Genomic DNA, 23,411 nt, shown 5'->3' with positions numbered 1-23,411 from the left:
TTTCAATGGGTAAGATCACAGGTTTTCTCGAGATCGAGCGGCATGACCGCAAGTACGAGCCGGTCGCCGATCGACTCAAGAACTTCAGGGAATTCGTCATTCCGCTGAGCGAGAAAGACACGCGCGACCAGGCTGCGCGCTGCATGAATTGCGGCATCCCCTATTGCCACGGCACGGGCTCGACCGCGCCGGGCACGCCGGGCTGCCCGGTCAACAACCAGATCCCCGATTTCAACGACCTCGTCTATCAGGGCAACTGGGAAGAAGCCTCGCGCAACCTGCACTCGACCAACAATTTCCCCGAATTCACCGGCCGCATCTGCCCGGCGCCGTGCGAGGCGTCCTGCACGCTCAACATCGACGACAACCCGGTCACCATCAAGACCATCGAATGCGCGATCGTCGACCGCGCCTGGGACAATGGCTGGCTCAAGCCGGAAATCGCTGCGCAGAAGACCGGCAAGAAGGTCGCCGTGATCGGCTCGGGTCCCGCCGGCATGGCGGCTGCGCAGCAGCTCGCGCGCGCCGGCCACGAGGTGCATGTCTACGAGAAGTTCGCCAAGGCCGGCGGCCTGCTGCGCTACGGCATTCCCGACTTCAAGATGGAGAAGGGCATCATCGATCGCCGCGTGGCGCAGATGGAAGCCGAGGGCGTCACCTTCCACTACGGCAAGGCCGTGGGCGGCTCGACGCCCGGTGCGATCGATCCGCAAGAGCTCGCCAAGCAGTATGACGCCGTGGCGCTGACCGGCGGCGCGGAGGCCCCGCGCGACCTGCCGATCCCCGGCCGCGAGCTTTCCGGCATCCACTTCGCGATGGACTTCCTGCCGCAGCAGAACCGCCGCGTCTCCGGCGAGCCGCTGAACGGCGCCGCCGACATCCTCGCCGGCGGCAAGCATGTCGTCGTGATCGGCGGCGGCGATACCGGCTCGGACTGCATCGGCACCTCGTTCCGGCAAGGTGCCAAGTCGGTGACCCAGCTCGAGATCATGCCGGCGCCGCCCGAGCACGAGAACAAGGGCGTGACCTGGCCGAACTGGCCGCTGAAGATGCGCACGTCCTCGAGCCAGGCCGAAGGCGCGGTGCGCGAATTCGCCGTGCTGACGACGAAGTTCGAAGGCGTCGACGGCAAGGTGACGAAGCTGCATTGCGTCAAGGTCGACGACAAGTTCAAGCCGCTGCCCGGCACCGAATTCACGCTCGACGCCGAGCTCGTGCTGCTGGCGATGGGCTTCGTCCATCCGGTGCACGAGGGCCTGCTCAAGACGCTGGGCGTCGAGCTCGACCAGCGCGGCAACGTCCGCGCCTCCCTGCACGACTACCAGACCTCGCGTGCGAAGATCTTCTCCGCCGGCGATATGCGCCGCGGCCAGTCGCTCGTGGTCTGGGCGATCCGAGAAGGCCGCCTGTGCGCGCGCTCGATCGACACCTTCCTGATGGGGAAGACCGATCTGCCGGGGTAAGCGCGTCAGCCGCCACGCCACTGCAGCCACACACTGAACTGTCATCGCCCGCGAAAGCGGGCGATCCAGTATTCCAGAGACGTCAGGGCTTGAACGGACAGGCCGCGGCGTACTGGGTGCCCCGCGTTCGCGGAGCACGACACCTCATTTGAGATGCGACTCGCGCATCCTCACCGCTAATTCTGCACCCGAACGCCCAGCATCACCACCGTCGACGCCGAGCTCTGTCCCGGCTGATTCGAATCCAGCCAGTTCCGGCTCAGCGTGCCCTTGATCCAGAGGCTGCGGGTCAGCTTGTAGATCAGGTCGCCCGACAACACGTAGATCTTGTCGGTGCGGTTGTCGCCCTGGTAATCGAGCGTGCCGTAGGTGAATTTGCCGATGCCGGTCAGCCAGCGGCGGAAGTCGTGATCGACCTCGACGGTGTAGGTGCGCGACAGCACGCCCGAGGTGCCGGGCAGCGTGGTCTCGCCGATCTGGGTGTCGGAATAGAACTTTGCCGTGGTCAGCGGCGTCGCGGTCCAGGTCAGCGAGGCCGTGGTGAGCAGGCCTTCGAGTCGGCTAAGCCGCGGGTCGACATAGTCGCGCATGGCATAGCCGATCGAGATCTCACCGAACAACAGCCGGGTGAACTCGAACGATGTGCCGACCTTGGCATAACCGCCCGACGAATTGCGCGCGTAACCGTTGCGGTCGAGATAGAGATCATGGAAGCGGCTGTCGCCCTCGACTTCGACAAAGGGCTTCACGGCCGGATTGAGCTCATAGCTGACACGGCCGACGCCGCCGTATTGGGTGAAGTTGCGGTCGTCGTTCGACGAAGAGGTGCCGTCGGTGAGCTTCGACCATTGGTAGTCGGTGCGGTCGATGGTGCCGCCGAGCGAAACCTGCATGCGGTTGAAATGCTGGTCGATGCCGAAGGTGCCGCCGACCGTGGTGTAGATCGGATATCTGGCGAGGCCGGCCTGCACGTTCGGGCTGCCGGGATTGTCGGTCGAGACCAGCAGGCGGGCCTGCGCCGTGAGATGCGTGTCCTTGGTGACGTCGACACGGCCGTCGATATGGCCGGTGAAATTCGGACGGTCGATGTCGAGCGGCGCCGACAGCGGCGTGCCGTCGGCGTTCGGCGTCAGCCCGGAGCCATAGCCGTTGAAGGAGCCGCGCAAATCGGCGACGACGGCGTGACGCTCCCAGTCGGAGACCGCGAGGAATTCCGGCGCGACCATGTAGAACGCCCTGCCCTGCGGCGAGTAGAGCCGACCGGGGTTGGTGTCGTAGCCGGCCATCACCTCGACCGCGGTCTTGACCATGAACGAGCCGGCATAATCGCCGACCGCGCCGAACGGATCGTCGTCGATCTTGAGCCGCTTGCGCGGCGGCTGGCCGACGATGGTGCCGGCCATCGCCGGCGGCAGCGGCGTCTTGTTGGCGGTCTCCGAGGGAGGGATCGACAGCCGCAGCTGTCCCGTGGCGTTCAATGGCGGCGACGTCGGCTGCGGCGAGCCCGGTCCGGCCGGCGGCTTCGGTTTGGCCTGGCCCGGGTAGTATTTCGGCTTCTGGCGTTTGCGGTTGAGCGAGTCATAGCCCGACGTCGAGGCGCCGTTCGCCGCGGGGAGCCCGTAGGTCGGGACCTGCCCGATCCGCGTCGTCGTTGGTGTCGATGAAGATGAAGACGAGGAGGAACGGCGATCGCGATCGGCGTCGGGCAGCTTCAGGCCGTTGAGCGGATCCATGGCGTCGGCCGTGGTCCGGCGCAGCGGCGAATCCTGTGTGATCACCTGGCTCTGGCGATTGGGACTGAACAGATCGGGCGTCACGGTCTGGGCCGCAGCGAGCCCTGTGGTCACGGTCAGCGCCAGAGCGGTCACGGCCGGACATGGCAAAACCGCGCGGACAAGGCGTCCACGCCGGTTTGGGCCGCTTGCTGGCCGCCGCAACACGATGGAAAAACTCCAACGAATTCACATACTTGTCGGACGCACTCCGCCGGGCGGCGGAAAACGTCGTTAATGGAGTTAAAACAATTATGGTTAATGAGCCGTTGAGGATCGGCCGCCGCGCGTCGCATCGCGGAATCGAACGTGCTAAGGGAGACGCCCGGGTGCAAAACCCTCCCTTGGAATCCTAAATGGCCAAACCGAAACCGCTGATGACCAAATCATCCGGCCCCGATGACGGCGCCGTTCAATCGGCGCTCCGCACCCTCGATGCCGAAGCAAGCGGCGTCGCAGCCCTCTCCGCGGCACTGAAGTCCGACCTCGGCGCGCCGTTCGCGGCGGCGTCCGAGTTGATCGGCAATGCCAAGGGACGGCTGATCGTCACCGGGCTCGGCAAGTCCGGCCATATCGGGCGCAAGATCGCCGCGACCTTTGCCTCGACCGGCACGCCGGCGTTCTTCGTGCACGCCGCCGAAGCGAGCCATGGCGACCTCGGCATGATCACGATCGATGACGTGATCCTGGCGCTGTCATGGTCCGGCGAGCAGCCGGAGATGCGCAACCTGATCGCCTATGCCGCCCGCTTCGGCATTCCGCTGATCGCGATGACGGCCGACAAGGACTCGACGCTGAGCAAGGCCGCCGACGTGCAGCTGACGCTGCCGAAGGCCCGCGAGGCCTGCCCGCACAATCTGGCGCCGACCACGTCCTCGCTGATGATGCTGGCGCTCGGCGATGCGCTGGCGATCGCGCTGCTCGAGGGCCGCGGCTTCACCTCGACCGATTTCAGCGTGCTGCATCCGGGCGGCAAGCTCGGCGCGCTCCTGAAATATGCCCGCGACCTGATGCATGGCGGCGACGCGCTGCCGCTGAAGCCGCTCGGCACCAAGATGTCGGACGCGCTGGTCGAGATGACCTCCAAGGGTTTTGGCTGCGTCGGCATCGTCGACCGCCACGGCCATCTCGTCGGCATCGTCACCGACGGCGATCTGCGCCGGCAGATGCGCCCCGACCTTTTGACGCTGTCGGTCGACGAGGTCATGACCAGGACGCCGAAGACGATCAGCCGCGATACGCTGGCCGGCGAAGTGCTGGAACTGCTCAACGCCTCGAAGATCACGACGCTGATCGTGACCGACGCCAAGAAGCCGGTCGGCATCATCCATCTGCACGATCTGCTGCGGGCGGGCGTGGCGTAGAGCCGCGCTTTCTTCCGTCATTGCGAGCGAAGCGAAGCAATCCATCTCTCCTCGCGCGGAGACATGGATTGCTTCGTCGCTTTGCTCCTCGCAATGACAACTATGCTGGAAATCTTGCCGCGGTTTCCTCCAGCGGCAGGGCCAGCGCGTTGGCGAGGTAGGAGACCGTGCGGTAGAAGCCGCACAAGAGGATGATCTCCAGAATCTGGTCCTCACCGTAATGTGCCGACAGCGCCGCGAATTCCTCCTCACTCAATGTCGCGCGGGCATGCAGCGCGTCGACTGCCGTGATCATTGCCTGTTCGGCCTGCGACCAACAGCCGGCATCGGCCGCACCGCGCACGGTGGCGTCGACCTGCTGCTCCGTCAGTTCGGCGGCGGCGCGGAACGCCGTGACGTGGACGCCCCATTCATATTCGCAGGCATTGAGTGCGCAGGTGCGGTCGATCACGATCTCCCGCGCCCGCAAGGGAAGCGGGCCGCGGTCCAGCAGGCTGCCGCCGCGAAACTTCTCCCAGGCGCGCGGATGGCCGGCCATCACGCGGAACAGCACCAGCGGCGGCTTGCCGCGCATGGTGCGATCGAAATGCTGTTGAACGTCCGCCGGATAGGGCGGATCGAGCGGCGCGAGGCGTGACATGGGCTGATCCCGTTGCTACATTTAATGTAGCGACACGCTACAATATCTGTAGCGACTCGCAAGAGGGATCCGAACGGAATTCGCGATATGCCGAAGCAGGGCCCAGTCACAAGACCCGGCGTCCGCGGCTCGCGGTCCGGCCGCCCGATCATGGCGCTGCTCGATTTATTGGGACGGCGCTGGACCTTGCGCATCATCTGGGAGCTGCGCGAGGGCGCGCTGACCTCGCGCGCGCTGCGCACCGTCTGCGACGAGGCCTCGCCGACCATCCTGCAGACGCGATTGACCGAGCTGCGCGAGGCCGGGTTCGTTGAACTATCGGAGGATGGTTACGGCCTCACCGCGCTCGGCCGCGAGTTATTTGCGACATTCACGCCGCTCAACCGCTTCGCCGAGCGCTGGAGCAAGCAGGGCGGCAGCTAGACCTCGGCGGCCGTAAGTGTGTAGCCCGCATGAGCGGAGCGACATGCGGGACCGGTTTCCCCGGGTATCGCGGAGCCTGTCATCGGGCGCGCATGCGCGCGACCCGTTGGCTCACCCGGGCTACGGATTACTCGCCCGAAGCAGCATCCGACGCTCGGGGCCGAGTCGTCGTCGATGGCTCAGGCCAGACTAAGCGATCGCCACCGTCAGGCTGGCGCCGTCGGCGCGGACGACCTTCACCCGGCTGCCGGCCGGCGCATCGGGGCCGGCGACGCGCCACACCGTATCGTCGATCCGCACCGTGCCTGAACCGTCAACGATCGGCTTCTCCAGCGTGAATTCGCGGCCGACCAGGGCTTCGTTGCGGCGGTTGAGGAAGGGATTGGTCTTGCTTGCCGCCGTCGCGCCCTTCGCGAAATGCCGCCATGCCGGCACCGCCAGGGCGGCGAACACTGCGAACATCAAGAGCTGTATCTGCCAGGACGGCGTGAAGGCGAACGACAGCAGGCCGACCAGCAGTGCCGCGAGCCCGAGCCAGAACAGGAAAACCCCGGGCGCCGCAAGCTCCAGCGCCATCAGGATGAAGCCGAAGATCAGCCAGTTCCAGGTACCCAATGTCGAAAACATCTCGGCCATGACGTGACCTCTACCATTGCGGGCGCGACGCCGTCACGCCCTCACCGCTGCGGCGGCACCGGAGGCGGCGCCGTCGGGCCGGCCGGCGGCACCGAGCCGCCACGCCGTGCTGCGGCCGTAGCGGACGCCGCACTCTCGCCGAAAGTGGCGCGGGCGATCTCGCCGATGCCGGCCAGCGAGCCCAGCACACTCGAGGTCTCGATCGGCAGCATCAGGACCTTCTGGTTCGGCGACTCCGCAAGCTGGCCGAACGCCTTGATGTACTTGTCGGCGATGAAATAGTTCAGCGCGGCGACGTCGCCCTTGGCGATCGATTCCGACACCATCTGGGTCGCCTTGGCCTCGGCCTCGGCGAGCCGCTCGCGCGCCTCGGCATCGCGGAAGGCGGCCTCGCGGCGGCCCTCGGCCTGCAGGATCTGGCCCTGCTTGGCGCCCTCGGCGCGCAGGATTTCGGATTGCCGCTGGCCCTCGGCCTGCAAGATGTCGGCGCGCTTGACGCGCTCGGCCTTCATCTGCCGGCCCATCGCCTCGACGAGGTCGGCCGGCGGCACGATGTCCTTGATCTCGATGCGGTTGACCTTGACGCCCCAGGGCGACACCGCGGCGTCGACCACGCGCAGCAGGCGTTCGTTGATCTCGTCGCGATGCGACAGCACCTGGTCGAGATCCATCGAGCCCATCACCGAGCGGATGTTGGTCATGGTCAGGACGGTGATCGCCTGGTTGAGATTGGCGACCTCGTAGCTAGCCTTGGCGGCATCGAACACCTGATAGAACGCGACGCCGTCCACCGTCACGGTGGCGTTGTCCTTGGTGATCACCTCCTGCTCGGGGATGTCGATCACCTGCTCCATCATGTTGATCTTGCGCCCGATGCGGTCGAAATACGGCACGATCAGATTGAGGCCGGGCGACAGCGTGCGGGTGTATTTGCCGAACCGCTCGATGGTCCAGTCAAAACCCTGCGGAACGGTCTTGATCCCGGCGAACAGCGTAACGATGACGAGAAGAACAAACGCGATCGCGAAAACGTCGAAGCCAGTCATAAAGTCCTCCAGGGCCGGCGAGACCGTCGCCAGTCACGGTCGTGCATTGGTCGGCAGGACCGCTCCGCCGGTTCAGCCGGCTGTTGTTCTCCCTAGCACATAGGAAGCTGCTGTCGGATGACCAGATGCCAACGAATGCCCGTGCCCGGTGTCACGGATCGTTAACAATCAAATCCAGCCTCCTTAGATCCAGCCTTGCAGCTCGCGCAGCACGAGCTGGCGGATCACGTCCATGCCGCCGTCACTGTCGTTGAGGCACGGGATTGCCGCAAACTGCTCGCCGCCATTGTGCCGGAAGATCTCGGCATTCTCCTGCGCGATCTCCTCCAGGGTCTCCAGGCAATCGGCGGAGAAGCCGGGCGTGACCACGGCAATGCGCCGCACGCCGTCCTTGGCCAGCTTCTCGACGGTCTTGTCGGTATAAGGCTGCAGCCACTCGGCCTTGCCGAAGCGCGACTGGAAGGTGAGGATCAGCTTGTCGGCATCGAGCCCGAGCCGCTTGCGCAGCGCATTGGTCGTGGCGATGCATTGCGCCTGATACGGATCGCCCTTGTCGACATATTCCTTCGGCATGCCGTGGAACGAGGCGACGATGATCTCGGGCTGGAACGGCAATGCCGCGAGATGCGCATTGATCGAGACCGCGAGCGCCTCGATGTAGTCGGGATCGTCGTAGTAAGGCGGCGTCACCCGCAGGATCGGCTGCGCGCGCATGCCTGCCAGCACGCGAAACGCCTCGTCGCAGACGGTCGCCGACGTCGCGGCGGAATATTGCGGATAGAGCGGCACCACCAGCAGCCGACCGCAGCCCTGCGCCGCCAGCGCCTCGATGCGCTCCTTGATCGAGGGGTTGCCGTAGCGCATCGCCCAGTCGACCACGACGTGGTCGTGATCGGCGATCGCCTCCGCCAGCTTGTCGGCCTGCGAGCGCGTGATGGTCTTCAGCGGCGACTCGTTCTTCTCGGTGTTCCAGATCTTCAGATAGTCGCGCGCCTTGCGGGCCGGACGGACCCGCAGGATGATGCCGTTGAGGATCAGCTTCCAGAGCAGGCCCTGATCCTCGATCACCCGTGGATCGGACAGGAATTCCTTGAGATAGACCCGCACGCCGGCGGCATCCGCCGTATCGGGCGTGCCGAGATTGACCAGCAGCACGCCGACGCGTTCCGGCTTCGGCCCCGCGGCAGGCTTCGCGCTCTCGAAGGGGATCACCGTGCTCATGATGGCCTTGCGCTTGATATCCTTCGCCTGGGAGCTTTGGGCTTCGCGCGTTGCTCCAACCTTGTCAAGCCGAGTGCGGGTTGGCTACGTTCCCCTGCGGAATAAGGGGGAACCATGACGATCGCCGAATGGTGCGTCTTCGGGACGCTGATGCTCTCGCTGCTGACGATCGTGTCGGTGAAGTGGACCGGCTTCCGCAGCTTCGACAATGCCAGGCCGCGCGATCCCGACTTCTACGACGACCCGATCCGCTCGCGGGCGCTCGGCGCGCACCAGAACGGCATCGAGGCCTTCCCGTTCTTCGCCTTCGCCGTGCTGCTCGCCGAATTCCGGGTCGGCCCGCTGCGGCTGATCGACGAGCTCGCCGTGCTGTTCCTGATCGTGCGGATCGCCTACGTCTTCACCTATATCGGCAACCGCCCGACGCTGCGCTCGATCCTCTGGAGCATCGGATTCGCGATCAACATCGCGATCTTCCTGCTGCCGGCGATCAGGGGCTATCTGACGAGTTGAGCCTGTTTCTTCTCCCTCTCCCCGTTCTTACGGGGAGAGGGCTGGGGTGAGGGGCCGTCTCCGCAAATTCGATGGAAGCGAGCGTGCGGAGACTCCCCCTCACCCGAAATTCGCGCACGCGAATTTCGACCTCTCCCCGCAAGCGGGGCGAGGTGACTTCAAAGGCACGTCGCCCGTTCGGCCGCGACGTAGCCGAACAGCAGCCCGAGCCCGAACAGCAGCACGAGGCCCGCGGCGGCGAATTCCAGGCCGCGCATGATGACCATGCCGCCGCCGTCGCGCGCCGCGCTCAGCCGCTCCGCCACGCCGCGCGCCGACACCGCGACCAGCGCGATCGCCGCCACCGTGATGGCGGTGCCGAGCCCCATCACGAAGGTCGCGGCAATGCCGGCCCAGAACAGGCCCTGCGCCAGCGCGAACACCAGCACCAGGATCGCGCCCGAGCAGGGCCGGATCCCGACAGTGAGGATCGCAGCTAAGCCGCGCCGCCAGCCACCGGGACCAGCAAGCTCGGCCGGCGTCGGCCCGTGCGAATGGCCGCAATGCTCGTCGTGGACGTGCTGCGCGTCATGCCCGTGATCGTGGCCGTGACCATGATGATGCCCGTGATCGTCATGCGCGTGACGATGATGATGATCATGGCCGTGGTCGTGGTGATCGTGATCATGGTGGTCGTGATCGTGCTGATGTGCGCCGGCCATGGCAAGCGCCGGCCGCGGCATCTGCAGCGCGCGGAAGAAGCCGCCGCCCTTGACCCACACCAGACGGGCGCCGAACGCCGCGATCAGCGCGTAGCTTGCGATCTCGATCGCCTTCTCCGCCCCGCACATGGTCTTCGCGGTCGCGTTGAGCAGCCAGGCACAGATGCCCACGATCAGAACGGCGACCACCGACTGCATCAGCGCCGAGGCGAACGACAGCACGATGCCGCGCCGCGCGGTCTCGCGATTGGCGACCATGTAGGAGGAAATCACTGCCTTGCCGTGGCCGGGGCCGGCGGCATGGAAGATCCCGTAGGCAAAGGAGATCACAAGCAGCGTCCAGACCGCCGAGCCGTCGGATTTCGCGGCGCGGATGGTCTGGGAAATCTCGCGGTAAAACTCCGACTGTTTCGCCAAGAGCCAGCCGACCAGCCCGCCCTGCGGCTCCGCCGCACGTGGCGCGCCGAACGGATTTTGCGCCAGCAGCGCATGAACAGTCCCATCGAGCAGCACGAATGCCGCCAGCACGGCCGCGGACACGGCGAGGCCGCGCATCATGCGGAAGGCAATCGGCGTCATGGGCACTCCACCGAGACCTTGTTGGCGAACATCATGCCGAAATTGCCGTTGCCGCCGTCGAGAAAGGTCTGCTCGCCGAGCTTCTGCGCGGCTGCGGTGCCGTCGCTATTCGGCCGCTCGAACTGCATCTTGCAGTTCGCCGCGGCGCCGACCAGCTTGACCGGCTCCTTCTCGGCATACTGGAAGTCGATGAAATAGGTCGGGTCGAACACTTCGAGCGAGAGCTGCCTGGCCTTGAACGGCGTCTTCACCGGCAAGGTGAAGTGCAGCGTCAGCGCCGAATCCTTGTATTCGAGGAAATAGTCGACCGGCTCGGTGAACTTCTGCTTCTTGCCGTCGCCCTTGGCGAAGGTGAAGTAGGCGTATTCCTTCAGCGATTCGACATTGGTCTGCGCCAGCGGCGCCAGCTCCTCGCGGCTGTAGGCGCCCTTCACCTTGGTCTCGATGCCCTGCAGCGCGTAGGTCGAGAACATGTCGTCAAACGTCCAGGCGTGCCGGACCCCCGTGATGGTGCCGTCGGGCGCGTAGATCAGCTCGCTCCTGGCGACGATCCAGACATGCGGATGGGCCTCGGCGGCCGCCGTGCCGAGCACGACGGACACCGCAAGCACGAGCCAGCCGATCAGCCGGTTCAACGACGGCCGCACCTCAGGCCGCCTCAGGCGTTTCGAGCAGGCCACGGCGGCGCAGCAGCGCGTCCGGCTCGGGCTCGCGGCCGCGGAAGGCGACATAGGCCTCCTCCGGATCGCGCGAGCCGCCCGACGAATAGATGTCGTCATGCAGCCGCTTGGCGGTCGCGGGATCGAAGATGTCGCCGGCCTCCTCGAAGGCGCCGAAGGCGTCGGCGTCCATCACCTCCGACCACATGTAGCTGTAGTAGCCCGACGCATAGTGGTCGCCGGAGAAGATATGGCCGAACTGGGTCGGCCGGTGCCGCAGCGAGATTTCGGCGGGCATGCCGATCTTCTCGAGCTCCTTCTGTTCGAAGGCGCGGACATCCCAGCTCGCCGCCGCCGGCTGGGTGTGGAATTCGAGGTCGACCAGCGCCGAGGAGACGAACTCCACGGTGGCAAAGCCCTGGTTGAACTTGCGCGCGGCGAGGAAGCGCTTGAGCAAATCGTCCGGCAGCGCCTCCCCGGTCTGGTAGTGGCGGGCGAAGCGCTGCAGCACCTCGGGCCGCTCCTGCCAGTGCTCATAGAGCTGCGACGGCAGCTCGACGAAGTCGGTGAACACGCTGGTTCCGGACAGTGACGGATAGGTCACGTTGGACAGCATGCCGTGCAGGCCATGGCCGAACTCGTGGAACAGGGTCCGCGCGTCGTCGGGCGACAGCAGCGACGGCGCGCCATCGGCGCCCTTGGCGAAGTTGCAGACATTGATGACCAGCGGCGCGACGTCGCCGTCGAGCTTCTGCTGGTCGCGCAGCGAGGTCATCCAGGCGCCGGAGCGCTTCGAGGGTCGCGCGAAGTAGTCGCCGTAGAACAGCGCCTTGTGCTGGCCATCGCGGCCATTGACCTCCCAGACCCGGACGTCCGGATGCCACACCGGGATATCCTTGCGCTCCTCGAAGGTGACGCCGAACAGGCGGGTGGCGCAGTCGAACGCAGCCTCGATCATGTGGTCGAGCACCAGATAGGGCTTGATCGCGGAATCGTCGAAATTGGCGCGGCGCTGGCGCAGCTTCTCGGCGTAATAGCGCCAGTCCCAGGACGTCAGGGTGAAATTGCCGCCCTCCTCCGCGATCAGCGCCTGCAGCGCGTCGCGGTCGGCGAGCGCCCGCGCTCGCGCCGGCTTCCAGACCCGCTCCAGGAGGCCGCGTACGGCCTCCGGCGTCTTGGCCATGGAATCCTCGAGGCGGTAGGCGGCGTAGGTCGGGAAGCCCAGGATCTTGGCGGTCTCCTCGCGCAGCCTGAGGATCTCCACGATGGTCGCGTTGTTGTCGTTGGCGTTGCCATTGTCGCCGCGCGCCGTGAAGGCCTTGTAGACCTTCTCGCGCAGGTCGCGCCGCGACGAGCTCTGCAGGAACGGCTCGACCGAGGAGCGCGACAGCGTCACGATCGCCTTGCCTTGCATGCCGCGCTCTTCCGCCGCAGCCTTGGCAGCCGCCACAAATGTGTCGGAGAGGCCGGCGCGGTCGGCCTCGCCGAGCTCCATGAACCACTCCTGCTCGTCGCCGAGCAGATGATGGCTGAATGAGGTGCCGAGATGGGCGAGGCGCTCGTTAATCTCGGCCATGCGGGCCTTTGCCGCATCGTCGAGGCCGGCGCCGGAGCGGCGGAAGCGGGTGTAGGTGCGTTCCAGCAGCCGCATCTGCTCGCCAGTCAGGCCGAGGGAGGCGCGCTTCTCGTGCAGCATGGCGATGCGGCCAAACAGCACAGCGTTCATCATGATCGGATTCCAGTGCCGCGCCATCCGGGGCGACACCTCCTTGTCGATCTCCAGGATCGCCGGGCTCGAATGCGCCGAGACCAGGTCGTAGAACACCGCCGAGACCTTCGACAGCAGCTTGCCGGAGCGCTCCAGCGCGGTGATGGTGTTGTCGAAGTCGGGCAGCGCCGGATCATGGGTGATCGCAGTCACTTCCGCGGAATGATCGGCGAAAGCCTGCTCGAAAGCGGGGAGGAAATGCTCCGGCTTGATCTCGGCGAACGGCGGCGTCTCGAGCGGCGTCCGCCATGCCTTCAGGAGGGGGTTGGCAAGAGCCTGAGCCTTGGCGTCTGCGCTGGTTTCTGACATCGAATGTCCCGTTTTTCGCCTTGAAAATGCTGCCCAATCTATATCACGCGATACGGCATTTTTGGGCCTTTTGCGCTTGATAGATGGGCACTTTTCGGAGAGATTGCGCCCCCTGAACAGGACCTATTTCATGACCATGCAGCCCTCCAACTCAGGCAACCGCACCATCGCCTGGCCAAGCGTCATCACCGTGATCTCGGCGGCGATCCTGATCGGCGCGGAAGTGTTCGGCGCGGCGTTCGCCGGCGGCTGGGCGCTCGCGATTCTGCTCGGGCTCGACGACGTCGCCGCGCACATCCTGCAGGCGGTGCTGTTCGGCATCGGCGTGCTGATCATGATCGCCTTCATCCGCGCAGCGCAACGCGTCGAGCCGTTCACGCGTCGCGCGTGAGCTTGAGCGATTCAAGAAAGCACTGCGGCACAAGGCTAAAACGCACACACGCTTCGTTAGTCATTCTTAACAGCCGTTCATCTTCAGCGCATCCGACGCGTGCTCCGCGCGACATCGCAAGCACGCGTTAGGGAAATTTGCCGCTATCGCAAAAAAATTCTTGCGCCACGAAGTCAAAAGACTTATTTCCTGCCTTGCCCAATTTCGCACGTGCCTGTGGTCGTGTGTCAGTCGGTAGGTATCCGGACAAGAGGCCGGACAGCCGCCAAGGGGTGGAAGAACCGAGGGTCGCTTACGTCCATCAGGACACGAGGCGGCCAGCATCTCTCTCCAGGGATGCCGTTGAAGGTCTCACCACTCTTTGCAACCGTGACTGGCAGCCGGAGGCGAACCGGCGCACCCCGCTCTCAACGGGGGACGCGACTTAAAGCAACGACGGATCGGGCTTTTTTGGTCTCTACCGGCGGTCCAACGCCGGCCCGGGCTACTGAAAAGGCTTGTCCTTCATTGCCAGGTGATCGGGCGGGAAACTCTCCCAACCAATCCACGGCAGCACAGTCTGGTTTGAGTCTCTTGGCCTCAACGCGCCTCCATCGCGCGATGTGGCCGAAGCGCTCTTACCCGACGTCACGTTGATGCGGATCCCGTCGCTGGGACCGTTGGAGAGTGCCATGACTGAACGTATCCAGGAATTCCTGCGCCACCGCCGCCAGGATGGACTCGACACCGAGCCGTGCCTCGTCGTCGACCTCGAAGTCGTGCGCGACAATTACCAGACCTTCGCCAAGGTGCTGCCGGACAGCCGCGTGTTCTATGCGGTGAAGGCCAATCCTGCGCCCGAAGTGCTGTCGCTGCTGGCTTCGCTCGGCTCCTGCTTCGACACCGCGACGGTCGCGGAAATCGAGATGGCGCTGGCCGCCGGTGCGACGCCAGACCGCATCTCCTATGGCAACACGATCAAGAAGGAGCGCGACATCGCGCGTGCCTTCGCGCTCGGCATTCGCCTGTTCGCGGTCGATTGCGCCGCCGAGGTCGAGAAGATCGCCCGCGCCGCCCCCGGCGCCAAGGTGTTCTGCCGCATCCTCTATGACTGCGCCGGCGCCGAGTGGCCGCTGTCGCGCAAGTTCGGCTGCGACCCGGAGATGGCGGTCGACGTGCTCGACCTCGCCAAGCGCCTGGGCCTGGAGCCGTGCGGCATCTCGTTCCATGTCGGCTCGCAGCAGCGCAAGGTGAAGGCGTGGGACCGCGCGCTCGCGATGGCGTCGACCGTGTTCCGTGACTGCGCCGAGCGCGGGATCAACCTCACCATGGTCAACATGGGCGGCGGCTTCCCGACCAAGTACCTCAAGGACGTTCCGCCGGTCCTGCAATATGGCCGGTCGATCTTCCGCGCGCTGCGCAAGCATTTCGGCAACCAGATCCCGGAGACGATCATCGAGCCGGGACGCGGCATGGTCGGCAATGCTGGAATCATCGAGACCGAAGTCGTTCTGATCTCGAAGAAGAGCGACGAGGACGAGGTGCGCTGGGTCTATCTCGACATCGGCAAGTTCGGCGGTCTCGCCGAGACGATGGACGAGTCGATCCGCTACGCCATCCGCACCCCGCATGACGGGGCGGACATAACGCCGTGCGTGCTCGCGGGCCCGACCTGCGACAGCGCCGACGTGCTGTACGAGAAGCTGCCGTATCCGCTCCCGGTGACGCTCGAGATCGGCGACAAGCTGCTGATCGAAGGCACCGGCGCCTATACGTCGACCTACTCGTCGGTGGCGTTCAACGGCATTCCGCCGCTGAAGACCTACCACATCTGACCCGCCTCGTTTTCGAGGCCCGATAAACCGGGAGCCGGCCCCGCCGGCTCCTCCCCGATCATTTTTGATTTTCCTGAACGACGCTTGCCGCGGCGTACGACATGCCGTTGCAAGCGGGGACTGACGTGCCATGACTGCAAAACGGAACACCCCCGTTGCCCTCATCCGAGATGCCGCCCCGTTCGCGATCCGTGCGGAGCGTGGCTCGGACGTCGTCGCACGCGAAGCGCTGCTGGATGCCTGCTTTGGCTGTGATCGCCATACGCGCACCTGCCAGCGCCTGCGCGACGGACGCGCGCCCGCCGAAGGCCTGAGCCTTGCGGCCGTGCGCCAGGACGGCCGGCTGGTTGGAACCGTGCGGTTGTGGCACGTCAGCGCGGGGGGCCGCAGCGCGCTGATGCTGGGGCCGCTGGCAGTCGATGACGACTGCCGCGGCCTCGGCATCGGCGCCGCGCTGATGCAGCGCGCGCTGGCAGTCGCCAAGGCGCGCGGCCACGGCGCCGTGATCCTGCTTGGCGATGCGCCCTACTACGCCCGCTTCGGCTTCACCGCGGCCAAGACCGGCGACCTGTCGCTGCCGGGCACATTCGAGCGCGAGCGGCTGCTCGGCGTCGAGCTTGTCGCGGGCGCGCTGGATGGCGCCTGGGGCATGATCACGCCGACCGGCGCGCCGCTGCCCGAGGCCAAGGCATCGCGGACGCGATCCCGGACCCGGAAGGCACCGCTCGCCGTGCCGCACGCGGCGTAAGGCGGGCCGCCCATGTCGGAGCACCTTCCCATCACCGATGGCGCGCGCCCGCGTTGGCGCGGCCTCGTCACCACGGTCATGTTGATCCTGATCTCGGTGATGATCGTCAGGGATATCCTGGTCCGGCGCTGGACCGGCACGCCGCCATCGCCGCCGGACGCCACGCAGCAGTCCCATTAGTGCCGGCCGCACCAGGCCTGAACCAAGGGGTTGCGCGGGCGCCGAAAATGTCCGTAAACCCCGCGCAAAGCCATTTTCAGTCGAGGTCCAACATGTCCCGCCGCCTGATTTCCACCGGCTCGCCCTTTGAGAAGACCGCCGGCTACAGCCGTGCCGTGATCGACGGCGACTTCGCCTTCGTCGCGGGAACCACGGGCTATGACTACGCCACGATGACCATGCCGGCAGATGTCACGAGCCAGTCACGGAACTGCTTCAAGACCATCGAGGCCGCCCTCAAGGAGGGAGGCTTTGCGATGGCCGACATCGTCCGCGCGACCTACTACCTCACCAACGCCCGTGACGTGGATGCCCATTTCGCGGTCTGCGGCGAGGTCCTCGGCGACATCCGCCCGGCCGCAACGATGCTGATCGTCGCGGGGCTCTACAAGCCCGAGATGAAGGTCGAGATCGAAGTCACCGCGAAGCGTCGCAACCCCTGATCCACTCTGTCCGCCGCTAGGCACTCTCCTGGAGAAAATGATGAGCCCCGCCTCGCAGATCTACGCGAAGATCACAGGTCCCATTGTCATGATCGGCTTCGGCTCGATCGGCAAAGGCACGCTGCCTTTGATCGAGCGGCATCTCGACTACGACAAGTCGCGCGTCACCGTGATCGACCCCAAGGACGAGGGCCGCAAGGCGCATTGCGAGAAGCACAACGTCAAATTCATCCAGAAGGCCGTGACCAAGGACAATTATCGCGACCTGCTGAGCCCGCTGCTCACTGAAGGCGGCGGCCAGGGCTTTTGCGTCAATCTGTCGGTCGATACCGGCTCGACCGACATCATGGAGCTCTGCAACGAACTCGGCGCTCTCTACATCGACACCGTCAACGAGCCCTGGCTCGGCTTCTATTTCGATTCGTCGAAGGGCCCGGAAGCGCGCTCCAACTACGCGCTTCGCGAAGTGACGCTGGCCGCCAAGAAGGCGCGCCCCGCAGGCTCGACGACGGCCGTCTCCTGCTGTGGCGCCAATCCCGGCATGGTCTCATTCTTCGTCAAGCAGGCGCTGCTCAACGTCGCCGCGGATCTGAAGCTCAATGCCCCGAAGCCGAAGACCAAGGCCGAATGGGCGGACTTGATGCGACAGGCCGGCGTGAAGGGCATCCACATCGCCGAACGCGACACCCAGCGCTCCAAATCGCCGAAGGAGCCTGACGTCTTCGTCAACACCTGGTCGGTGGAAGGTTTCCTGTCGGAAGGCGTGCAGCCGTCCGAACTCGGCTGGGGCACCCATGAGAAATGGATGCCCGAGAATGCGCATACCCACGAAGCCGGCTGCGGCGCAGCCATCTATCTGATGCAGCCCGGCGCCAACACGCGCGTACGCACCTGGTGCCCGACCCGCGGCGCGCAGTATGGCTTCCTCGTCACCCACAACGAGTCGATCTCGATCGCCGATTACTTCACGGTGCGTGACGCATCGGGCACGGCGATCTATCGGCCGACCTGCCACTATGCCTATCACCCGGCCGACGACGCCGTGCTGTCGCTGCATGAAATGTTCGGCCGCGCAGCGAAGATGCAGGAAAAGCATCACATCCTCGACGAGAACGAGATCGTCGACGGCATCGACGAGCTCGGCGTGCTGCTGTTCGGCCATGACAACAATGCCTACTGGTACGGCTCGCAGCTCTCCATCGAGGAGACCCGCAAGCTCGCGCCCTATCAGAACGCCACCGGCCTGCAAGTGACCTCCGCCGTGCTCGGCGGCATGGTGTGGGCGCTGGAAAACCCGAACGAAGGCATCGTCGAGGCCGACGAGATGGACTTCGATCGTCTCTTGGAAATCCAGCTGCCGTATCTCGGCCCGGTGAAGGGTTTCTACACCGACTGGACCCCGCTGACGGATCGTCCGGGACTGTTTCCGGAAGACATCGACACCAGCGATCCCTGGCAGTTCAAGAATATTCTGGTGCGCTGACCCGAAAGGTCATCCCGGGATGCGCGCTTCGGCGCGCAGACCCGGGATCTCGAAATTGTTGCGCGAGATTCGCAGGTGCGCGAGTGCGCACCATGGTTTATCGCTGCCCCGGAATGACTTCGTCATCTCGCCATGTAGTCGAACGCGACCGAGCCGAGGCCGAGGGTCAGGTCTGCCTTGAAATGCAGCGCCGAGACCACCTCGCGCACCGGCAGGCGGGCGACGTCGCACAGCGCGTGCGGAAACAGGCCGAGCGCGGCGGGGCCGGTCCAGGCCTCCTTCAGCGTGATGTCTTCCAGATGAAACCGCACCAGCTCGCAGATCCGCGGGCTGCCGTCGACATGCGGGATGATCTTCAGAATGAAGTTCGGCGCCGTCATCGACTTCAAGACGGTGTCGTGGTCGACCTTGCGATGCTTGTAGCCCATGGTGGCGGAGGCGCAGAGCACCGAGCCGTAATGCAGCGAGCCGACCAGCACATCGCTCTCGACCTCGATCCTGGGCTTTGCCAGTTTCTTCGGAAATCCCCACAGCTCGCGGCCGCCGGCGATCGGACCCTCGTCGTCGAGATACATCGCGTGGGTGTAGGCGCCCTCCTCGCCCCTGAAGCGAACCGGGATCACCTGCCCGGTCTCGGTGTAGTCGCCGAAGCCGGTCGAGTCCGGCATGCGGATGAACTCGTACTTCACGACAGGCTCGGCGACCTCGAGCGGCTCCGGCACCACGGCGGCGAGCGCTTCCGGGTCGGTCTTGTAGGTGATGATGAAATATTCGCGGTCGAAGAACCGGTAGGGCCCCGGCGGAAACGACGGGTTGGTAAGCGGCATCGAATAGGCGGTGCGCCGGACGTCCTCGATCTTCATGGCAGGCCCCATCTGTCGTTGGCGAGACGACAGATTATGGAGTGCGCCGGTGGCGGAGGCGAGACCGTATAATCGGCAGCGTCCGTCAAATCCGCGTCACAATGCGGGCCGCGGTGCGCTTACTTTTTCTCGATCGGCGGCGCGGTCTTCTCCGCGGGCGCGGGCGGCAGCACCGGCTTGGCGCCGGCCTTCCGTGCCTCATCGTCGGGACGCGCGGGCTGCGGCGCCGGCGTGGTCGGCCGCTCGCCGCCGGGCTTCGACTCGGCCGGTGGCGCCGTCTGCTGCGGCTCGGGCGTCGGCGTCGGTTGCAGCGGCTGGGTCGCCTGCGCGATCTCTTGCGGCGGAGCGGCATTGATCGCGTGCAGCGAAAGCACCGCGATCGCAACGCCCGCCGCCACCAGCGTCGAGGCGATCAGCATGTCGATTCGCAACCTGGTCCGATCCACAGCCATCTCGTTCACCTGCGCCTTGTCCGCGGGGTCAACGATCCCGCCACGGCATGGTTCCGAAGCGGTGCCTGCGGGAACCTCGGCTCAATCCGTGGTGCTGACCTCCCAGGTCGCGTGCCGCACGCCGGGCTGATGCTGCAGGTCGACCACCACGGCGTTCAACTCGTTGGGCTCGACCGCGGTCGAGACCAGCGTCGCCACGATCTCGAGGAAGTCGTCGCCGGCCTCGACCACGTCGACATCGGCAACCGGGTAGTTCGCTGCCTCCAGCTTCTCGACCAGGCGGTCGCGCATGTCGGGCAATGCCTCGGGAGTGACCGCGAGCTTGAAGTAGTAGGTCGCCTCCGAGGCCTTCTCGTTCAGCGGGATGCGGTTGATGGCGTTGACCAGCGGACGCAGCAGCGTGTTGCCGGCGATCACGAACACGGTCAGCGCCGCCGCCTGCGCCACGAGGTCGGCACCGGCGCAGGAGCCGACCGCGGCCGAGGCCCATAGCGTGGCCGCGGTGTTGAGGCCGCGCACGTCCATGCCCTGCTTCATGATGACGCCGGCGCCGAGGAAGCCGATCCCCGACACCACATAGGCGATCACCCGCACCGCGCCGTCGGCGCCGGCCAGATGCATCGCGAGGTCGACGAAGGCGGCAGCGCCGACCGCGACCAGCACATTGGTGCGCAGACCCGCGGTGCGCTGTCGGTACTGCCGCTCAGCGCCGATCAGGGTGCCGAATACAAAGGCCGTGGTCAGGCTGACCAGCGTGTCGATGAAGTCGGCGAGCTGGAACGTGGTGAGAAATCGCATGACGCTGCGGCCCCGGCGCGAGCTTCGTCTTTTGACGCGTTTTCTTCACGCGAACCGGTACCCACTTCGCTCGAAAACGCTTCGTCTGCCGCGATCTCTTACATTTCCACGATGCCCGCGTCACCATCTTCCGTGCCGAAGGCGAGCAGCGTGCCCTTGGCATTCCATCCGAGCGCCGACACCGCCGTGCCGGCGTTCCGGCGCACCAGGATCTCGGCGCCGTCCTCGAGCCGGACCATCAGCACGGTGCCGTCGGCATAGCCGACCGCCATGATGTCGTTCTTCGGATGGCAGGCGACCACGGCGACCCGCGCCGGCATCGGCGCCAGCATCGCCGGCTCCTTGCCCATCGGGCCGTCCTTGCTGGTGAACGGCCAGACGATCACGGTGTCGGCGCCCGAGGTCGCGAGCCCCTTGCCGCCGACGCTCCATGACATCGAGCGCACGCGGCCGGGATAGCCGCTCATCCGCATATGCCGGTTGTCGGCGAGCCGCCAGCCATGCATCGCGGGCTCGTGCATCGCGGTGACGAGGAATTTGTTGTCCGGGCTGAACATGACGGCGAGATGCGAGCCGGCCCATTCCAGAAACTCCGGATTGGCCGCCATGTTGGGAAACCACAAGGTCACGCCGTTGTAATGCGCGATCGCAAGCCGCAGGCCCTTCGGCGCAAAGGCTAGCCCGCCGACGGTCGACGGTACCTCGAAGGTTTTTTCCTCGCCCTTCGGATTGCGCACGAACGCGGTCTTGCCCGCCGACCATGCCAGCGTGCCGTCGCTGTGCAGGGCGACGTTGTCGATCCAGCGCCGCTTGGCGTCGGTCGCAATGACAGAGGTCTCGCCCTTGGCGTCGATCGCGATCAGCTTGCCGTCGTCACCGCCGGTGACGAGCCGCTTACCGTCGGAGGCGGCGCACAGGATGGCGCCGAAATGCGTCTGCGTCCGCGTGATCTCGCCGTCGGCGGTCGCGATCGCAACGCCCTCCTCGGAGCCGACGAAGAACGCGCGGTCGCCGAGGAAATGCACCGAGCTCACCGCCGCGCCGAGCGGCAGCGGCTTGACGCGGTCGGTGATCGAAACGATGGAAGAAGGGGCCTCGCCCGGATCGAACTCTTTCATCACGTGGTGATGCACTGCTCGAAGCCGTCGCGGATCGCCTGCTCGGGCAGTTCGCGACCGATGAACACGACGCGGCTCTCGCGCTTCTCGCCGTCCTTCCATTTCCGCTGATGGTCGCCCTCCAGCATCATGTGGACGCCCTGGAACACGTAGCGGTCGTCATCGCCGGTGAAGGCGAGGATGCCCTTCGAGCGCAGGATCTTCTGGCCCTCGGTGGCGACGAGCTGCTGCAGCCAGGGCATGAACTTGGTCGGGTCGAGCGGCTTCTCCGAACGCAGCGACAGCGATTGCATGTCCTCGTCGTGATAATGCTTCAACCCGGCATGGCCGTGCTCGTGATCATGGTGGTGGTGATTATGATCATGGTGATGATGATCGTGATCATGGTCGTGATCGTCGCCGGCCTCGAGGAAATCCGGCTCGATCTCCAGGATGCGGTCGAGATCGAACGCGCCGCGCTCCAGCACGTCGGTCAGCCCGACCTGGCAACGCTCGGTGCGGTGCAGCTTGGCATAGGGATTGATGCCGCGGATGCGGGCTTCGACCTCGGCGAGCTCGGGCTTGGAGACCAGGTCGGTCTTGTTCAGCACGATGACGTCGGCGAACGCGATCTGGTTCTTGGCTTCCGGCGCGTCCTTGAGGCGGTCACTCAGCCATTTGGCATCGGCGACGGTCACGACCGCGTCGAGCCGGGCGTTCTTCTGCACGTCCTCGTCGACGAAGAAGGTCTGCGCGACCGGCGCGGGATCGGCAAGGCCGGTGGTCTCGACGATGATGGCGTCGAACTTGCCCTTGCGCTTCATCAGGCCGTCCATGATGCGGACGAGGTCGCCGCGCACCGTGCAGCAGACGCAGCCATTGTTCATCTCGAACACTTCCTCATCGGCGCCGATAATGAGGTCGTTGTCGATGCCGATCTCGCCGAATTCGTTGACGATGACGGCGTATTTCTTGCCGTGGTTTTCCGACAGGATGCGGTTCAACAGCGTGGTCTTGCCGGCGCCGAGATAGCCCGTCAGCACGGTCACAGGAATTTTTTGCGAAGCTTCAGCCATAACAACTCCGAAGGAACTTGGGGCCGCGCTCAATCCAGGCAGGGAGGCCCCTGCCCTACTCGGCGAGCGCGCTGATCAGGGCCTTTATATTGTGCCTGACCATATCAATGTAAGTGGGTGCATCGCCCTTTTCGGCCGTCAAACCGTCCGAATACAGGGTGCCGCCGACCCGGGCGCCGGTCTCGGCCGCGATCCGCTCGATCAGGCGGGGATCGCTGATATTTTCGAGAAAAACTGCCGGAATTTTCGCAACCTTGATCTGGGCGATGATGGCGGCGATATCGCGCGCGCTGGGCTCGGAATCCGTGGACACGCTGAGCGGCGAGAAGAACGTGACGCCGTAGGCGTCGGCGAAATAGCCGAAGGCGCCATGGGTCGAGATCACCTTGCGCCGCGCCTCCGGCACTTTCGCCACCGCCTCATGCACCTCGCGGTCGAGCGCCTCGAGCTTGGCCAGATAGGCGTCGGCATTGGCCTTGAAGATGGCTGTGTGGTCGGGGGCCGCGGCGATCAGCCCGTCGCGAATATTGACGACGTAGATCTTCGCATTGGCCACGGATTGCCAGGCATGCGGATCGTCATGCCCGCCCATCTTTCGTGGCATGATCCCCTTGGTCGCCACCGCGACCGGCGCCTTGCTGCCCGAGGCCTGCAGCAGCCGCGGCATCCAGCCCTCGAAGCCGAGACCATTGATCACCACGAGCTTGGCGTCGGCGACCTTCTTGGCATCCGCCGGCGTCGGCGCGTAGACATGCGCGTCGCCGTCGGGCCCGACCAGCGCCGTCACGTCGACATTATTGCCGCCGACATTGCGCACCATGTCGGCGAGGATCGAGAAGCTCGCGACGACATTGATGCGCTCGGCGGCGCGCGCCGGTCCACTCGCCAGCAGCAGCGCCAGACCAATCAAACCGAACAATCGCCGCATCGTAC

General features: G+C 65.4%; 24 protein-coding genes. 10 read left to right on the top strand and 14 right to left on the bottom strand.

Features of this window, described 5'->3' with window-relative positions:
- Window positions 1-5 precede the first annotated feature (5 nt).
- A complete protein-coding gene (locus ACVIHF_RS40295; RefSeq protein WP_225163834.1) occupies window positions 6-1,463 on the top strand; it encodes a glutamate synthase subunit beta in 1,458 nt (485 codons plus the stop codon).
- Window positions 1,464-1,639: 176 nt separating this feature from the next.
- Here the strand turns inward: ACVIHF_RS40295 and ACVIHF_RS40290 are convergent, their stop codons facing one another.
- A complete protein-coding gene (locus ACVIHF_RS40290; protein WP_456793678.1) occupies window positions 1,640-3,331 on the bottom strand; it encodes an outer membrane beta-barrel protein in 1,692 nt (563 codons plus the stop codon).
- A gap of 260 nt (window positions 3,332-3,591) precedes the next feature.
- Here ACVIHF_RS40290 and ACVIHF_RS40285 point away from each other — a divergent pair, with 260 nt between their 5' ends.
- Window positions 3,592-4,599, top strand: coding sequence for a KpsF/GutQ family sugar-phosphate isomerase (locus ACVIHF_RS40285; protein ID WP_057016246.1), 1,008 nt, complete (start codon window positions 3,592-3,594; stop codon window positions 4,597-4,599).
- 100 nt (window positions 4,600-4,699) lie between these two features.
- Here ACVIHF_RS40285 and ACVIHF_RS40280 read toward each other — a convergent pair whose 3' ends face one another.
- Window positions 4,700-5,239, bottom strand: coding sequence for a carboxymuconolactone decarboxylase family protein (locus ACVIHF_RS40280; protein WP_456793677.1), 540 nt, complete (start codon window positions 5,237-5,239; stop codon window positions 4,700-4,702).
- Between the two features lie 87 nt (window positions 5,240-5,326).
- Here ACVIHF_RS40280 and ACVIHF_RS40275 point away from each other — a divergent pair, with 87 nt between their 5' ends.
- Window positions 5,327-5,662 (top strand): winged helix-turn-helix transcriptional regulator, encoded by a 336-nt coding sequence (locus ACVIHF_RS40275; RefSeq protein WP_456793676.1) that lies wholly within the window; start codon window positions 5,327-5,329, stop codon window positions 5,660-5,662.
- 189 nt (window positions 5,663-5,851) lie between these two features.
- On the opposite strand, the gene ACVIHF_RS40270 is transcribed toward ACVIHF_RS40275, so the two are convergent.
- The 3 genes from ACVIHF_RS40270 to hemH all read right to left on the bottom strand — a co-directional run bounded on the left by ACVIHF_RS40270 (window position 5,852) and on the right by hemH (window position 8,565).
- Window positions 5,852-6,298 (bottom strand): NfeD family protein, encoded by a 447-nt coding sequence (locus tag ACVIHF_RS40270; RefSeq protein WP_028332871.1) that lies wholly within the window; start codon window positions 6,296-6,298, stop codon window positions 5,852-5,854.
- Between the two features lie 41 nt (window positions 6,299-6,339).
- On the bottom strand, window positions 6,340-7,344 hold the full coding sequence (locus ACVIHF_RS40265; RefSeq protein ID WP_076827695.1) for an SPFH domain-containing protein: 1,005 nt from the start codon (window positions 7,342-7,344) through the stop codon (window positions 6,340-6,342).
- A gap of 183 nt (window positions 7,345-7,527) precedes the next feature.
- On the bottom strand, window positions 7,528-8,565 hold the full coding sequence (gene hemH / locus ACVIHF_RS40260) for a ferrochelatase (protein ID WP_456793675.1): 1,038 nt from the start codon (window positions 8,563-8,565) through the stop codon (window positions 7,528-7,530).
- 114 nt (window positions 8,566-8,679) lie between these two features.
- On the opposite strand from hemH, the gene ACVIHF_RS40255 reads away from it, so the two are divergent.
- A complete protein-coding gene (locus tag ACVIHF_RS40255) occupies window positions 8,680-9,078 on the top strand; it encodes an MAPEG family protein (protein WP_016842609.1) in 399 nt (132 codons plus the stop codon).
- A 158-nt stretch (window positions 9,079-9,236) separates the two neighbouring features.
- Here the strand turns inward: ACVIHF_RS40255 and ACVIHF_RS40250 are convergent, their stop codons facing one another.
- From ACVIHF_RS40250 to ACVIHF_RS40240, 3 genes are read right to left on the bottom strand one after another with little or no spacing between them, the layout of a single operon-like run.
- Window positions 9,237-10,358 carry a nickel/cobalt transporter gene (locus ACVIHF_RS40250; protein WP_456793674.1) on the bottom strand — a complete coding sequence of 374 codons (1,122 nt, stop codon included), beginning with the start codon at window positions 10,356-10,358 and terminating at the stop codon, window positions 9,237-9,239.
- Window positions 10,355-10,993 carry a DUF1007 family protein gene (locus ACVIHF_RS40245; RefSeq protein WP_225648381.1) on the bottom strand — a complete coding sequence of 213 codons (639 nt, stop codon included), beginning with the start codon at window positions 10,991-10,993 and terminating at the stop codon, window positions 10,355-10,357. The genes ACVIHF_RS40250 and ACVIHF_RS40245 overlap by 4 nt, the downstream gene beginning before the upstream one ends.
- Window positions 10,994-11,006: 13 nt before the next feature.
- Window positions 11,007-13,094: a M3 family metallopeptidase gene (locus tag ACVIHF_RS40240; protein WP_456793673.1), complete on the bottom strand. Its 2,088-nt coding sequence runs from the start codon at window positions 13,092-13,094 to the stop codon at window positions 11,007-11,009.
- A 130-nt stretch (window positions 13,095-13,224) separates the two neighbouring features.
- Between ACVIHF_RS40240 and ACVIHF_RS40235 the strand changes: the two genes are divergently transcribed.
- The 6 genes from ACVIHF_RS40235 to ACVIHF_RS40210 all read left to right on the top strand — a co-directional run bounded on the left by ACVIHF_RS40235 (window position 13,225) and on the right by ACVIHF_RS40210 (window position 18,192).
- On the top strand, window positions 13,225-13,485 hold the full coding sequence (locus ACVIHF_RS40235) for a hypothetical protein (RefSeq protein ID WP_168857868.1): 261 nt from the start codon (window positions 13,225-13,227) through the stop codon (window positions 13,483-13,485).
- 671 nt (window positions 13,486-14,156) lie between these two features.
- Window positions 14,157-15,299, top strand: a complete 1,143-nt coding sequence (locus ACVIHF_RS40230) for a type III PLP-dependent enzyme (RefSeq protein WP_456793672.1) — start codon at window positions 14,157-14,159, stop codon at window positions 15,297-15,299.
- A gap of 130 nt (window positions 15,300-15,429) precedes the next feature.
- The gene (locus ACVIHF_RS40225; RefSeq protein WP_456793671.1) at window positions 15,430-16,047 is read left to right on the top strand and encodes a GNAT family N-acetyltransferase; all 618 of its coding nucleotides are present in this window, start codon (window positions 15,430-15,432) and stop codon (window positions 16,045-16,047) included.
- Between the two features lie 12 nt (window positions 16,048-16,059).
- Window positions 16,060-16,227, top strand: coding sequence for a hypothetical protein (locus ACVIHF_RS40220; protein ID WP_456793670.1), 168 nt, complete (start codon window positions 16,060-16,062; stop codon window positions 16,225-16,227).
- 92 nt (window positions 16,228-16,319) lie between these two features.
- Complete coding sequence (locus ACVIHF_RS40215; protein WP_456793669.1) at window positions 16,320-16,709, top strand: RidA family protein; 390 nt, start codon at window positions 16,320-16,322, stop codon at window positions 16,707-16,709.
- Window positions 16,710-16,749: 40 nt separating this feature from the next.
- Window positions 16,750-18,192, top strand: a complete 1,443-nt coding sequence (locus ACVIHF_RS40210; protein WP_028341360.1) for a homospermidine synthase — start codon at window positions 16,750-16,752, stop codon at window positions 18,190-18,192.
- Between the two features lie 122 nt (window positions 18,193-18,314).
- Here ACVIHF_RS40210 and ACVIHF_RS40205 read toward each other — a convergent pair whose 3' ends face one another.
- The 6 genes from ACVIHF_RS40205 to ACVIHF_RS40180 form a co-directional block, all read right to left on the bottom strand.
- On the bottom strand, window positions 18,315-19,055 hold the full coding sequence (locus tag ACVIHF_RS40205) for an acetoacetate decarboxylase (RefSeq protein ID WP_076827705.1): 741 nt from the start codon (window positions 19,053-19,055) through the stop codon (window positions 18,315-18,317).
- Between the two features lie 119 nt (window positions 19,056-19,174).
- Window positions 19,175-19,507, bottom strand: a complete 333-nt coding sequence (locus ACVIHF_RS40200; RefSeq protein ID WP_092087548.1) for a hypothetical protein — start codon at window positions 19,505-19,507, stop codon at window positions 19,175-19,177.
- An 81-nt stretch (window positions 19,508-19,588) separates the two neighbouring features.
- Window positions 19,589-20,305, bottom strand: coding sequence for an MgtC/SapB family protein (locus ACVIHF_RS40195; RefSeq protein ID WP_038384367.1), 717 nt, complete (start codon window positions 20,303-20,305; stop codon window positions 19,589-19,591).
- 98 nt (window positions 20,306-20,403) lie between these two features.
- Window positions 20,404-21,423 carry a WD40 repeat domain-containing protein gene (locus ACVIHF_RS40190; RefSeq protein WP_176937088.1) on the bottom strand — a complete coding sequence of 340 codons (1,020 nt, stop codon included), beginning with the start codon at window positions 21,421-21,423 and terminating at the stop codon, window positions 20,404-20,406.
- Entirely contained in the window at window positions 21,423-22,478 is a 1,056-nt protein-coding gene (locus ACVIHF_RS40185; protein WP_225163849.1) for a CobW family GTP-binding protein, read from the bottom strand. The genes ACVIHF_RS40190 and ACVIHF_RS40185 overlap by 1 nt, the downstream gene beginning before the upstream one ends.
- 55 nt (window positions 22,479-22,533) lie before the next feature.
- The gene (locus ACVIHF_RS40180; protein WP_253604471.1) at window positions 22,534-23,406 is read right to left on the bottom strand and encodes a metal ABC transporter substrate-binding protein; all 873 of its coding nucleotides are present in this window, start codon (window positions 23,404-23,406) and stop codon (window positions 22,534-22,536) included.
- Window positions 23,407-23,411 lie beyond the last annotated feature (5 nt).

The sequence above is a fragment of the Bradyrhizobium sp. USDA 4506 genome, from assembly GCF_054058795.1.
The sequence above is the reverse complement of the archived record's forward strand: the minus strand, read 5'-3'. Positions and strand labels throughout refer to the sequence as shown.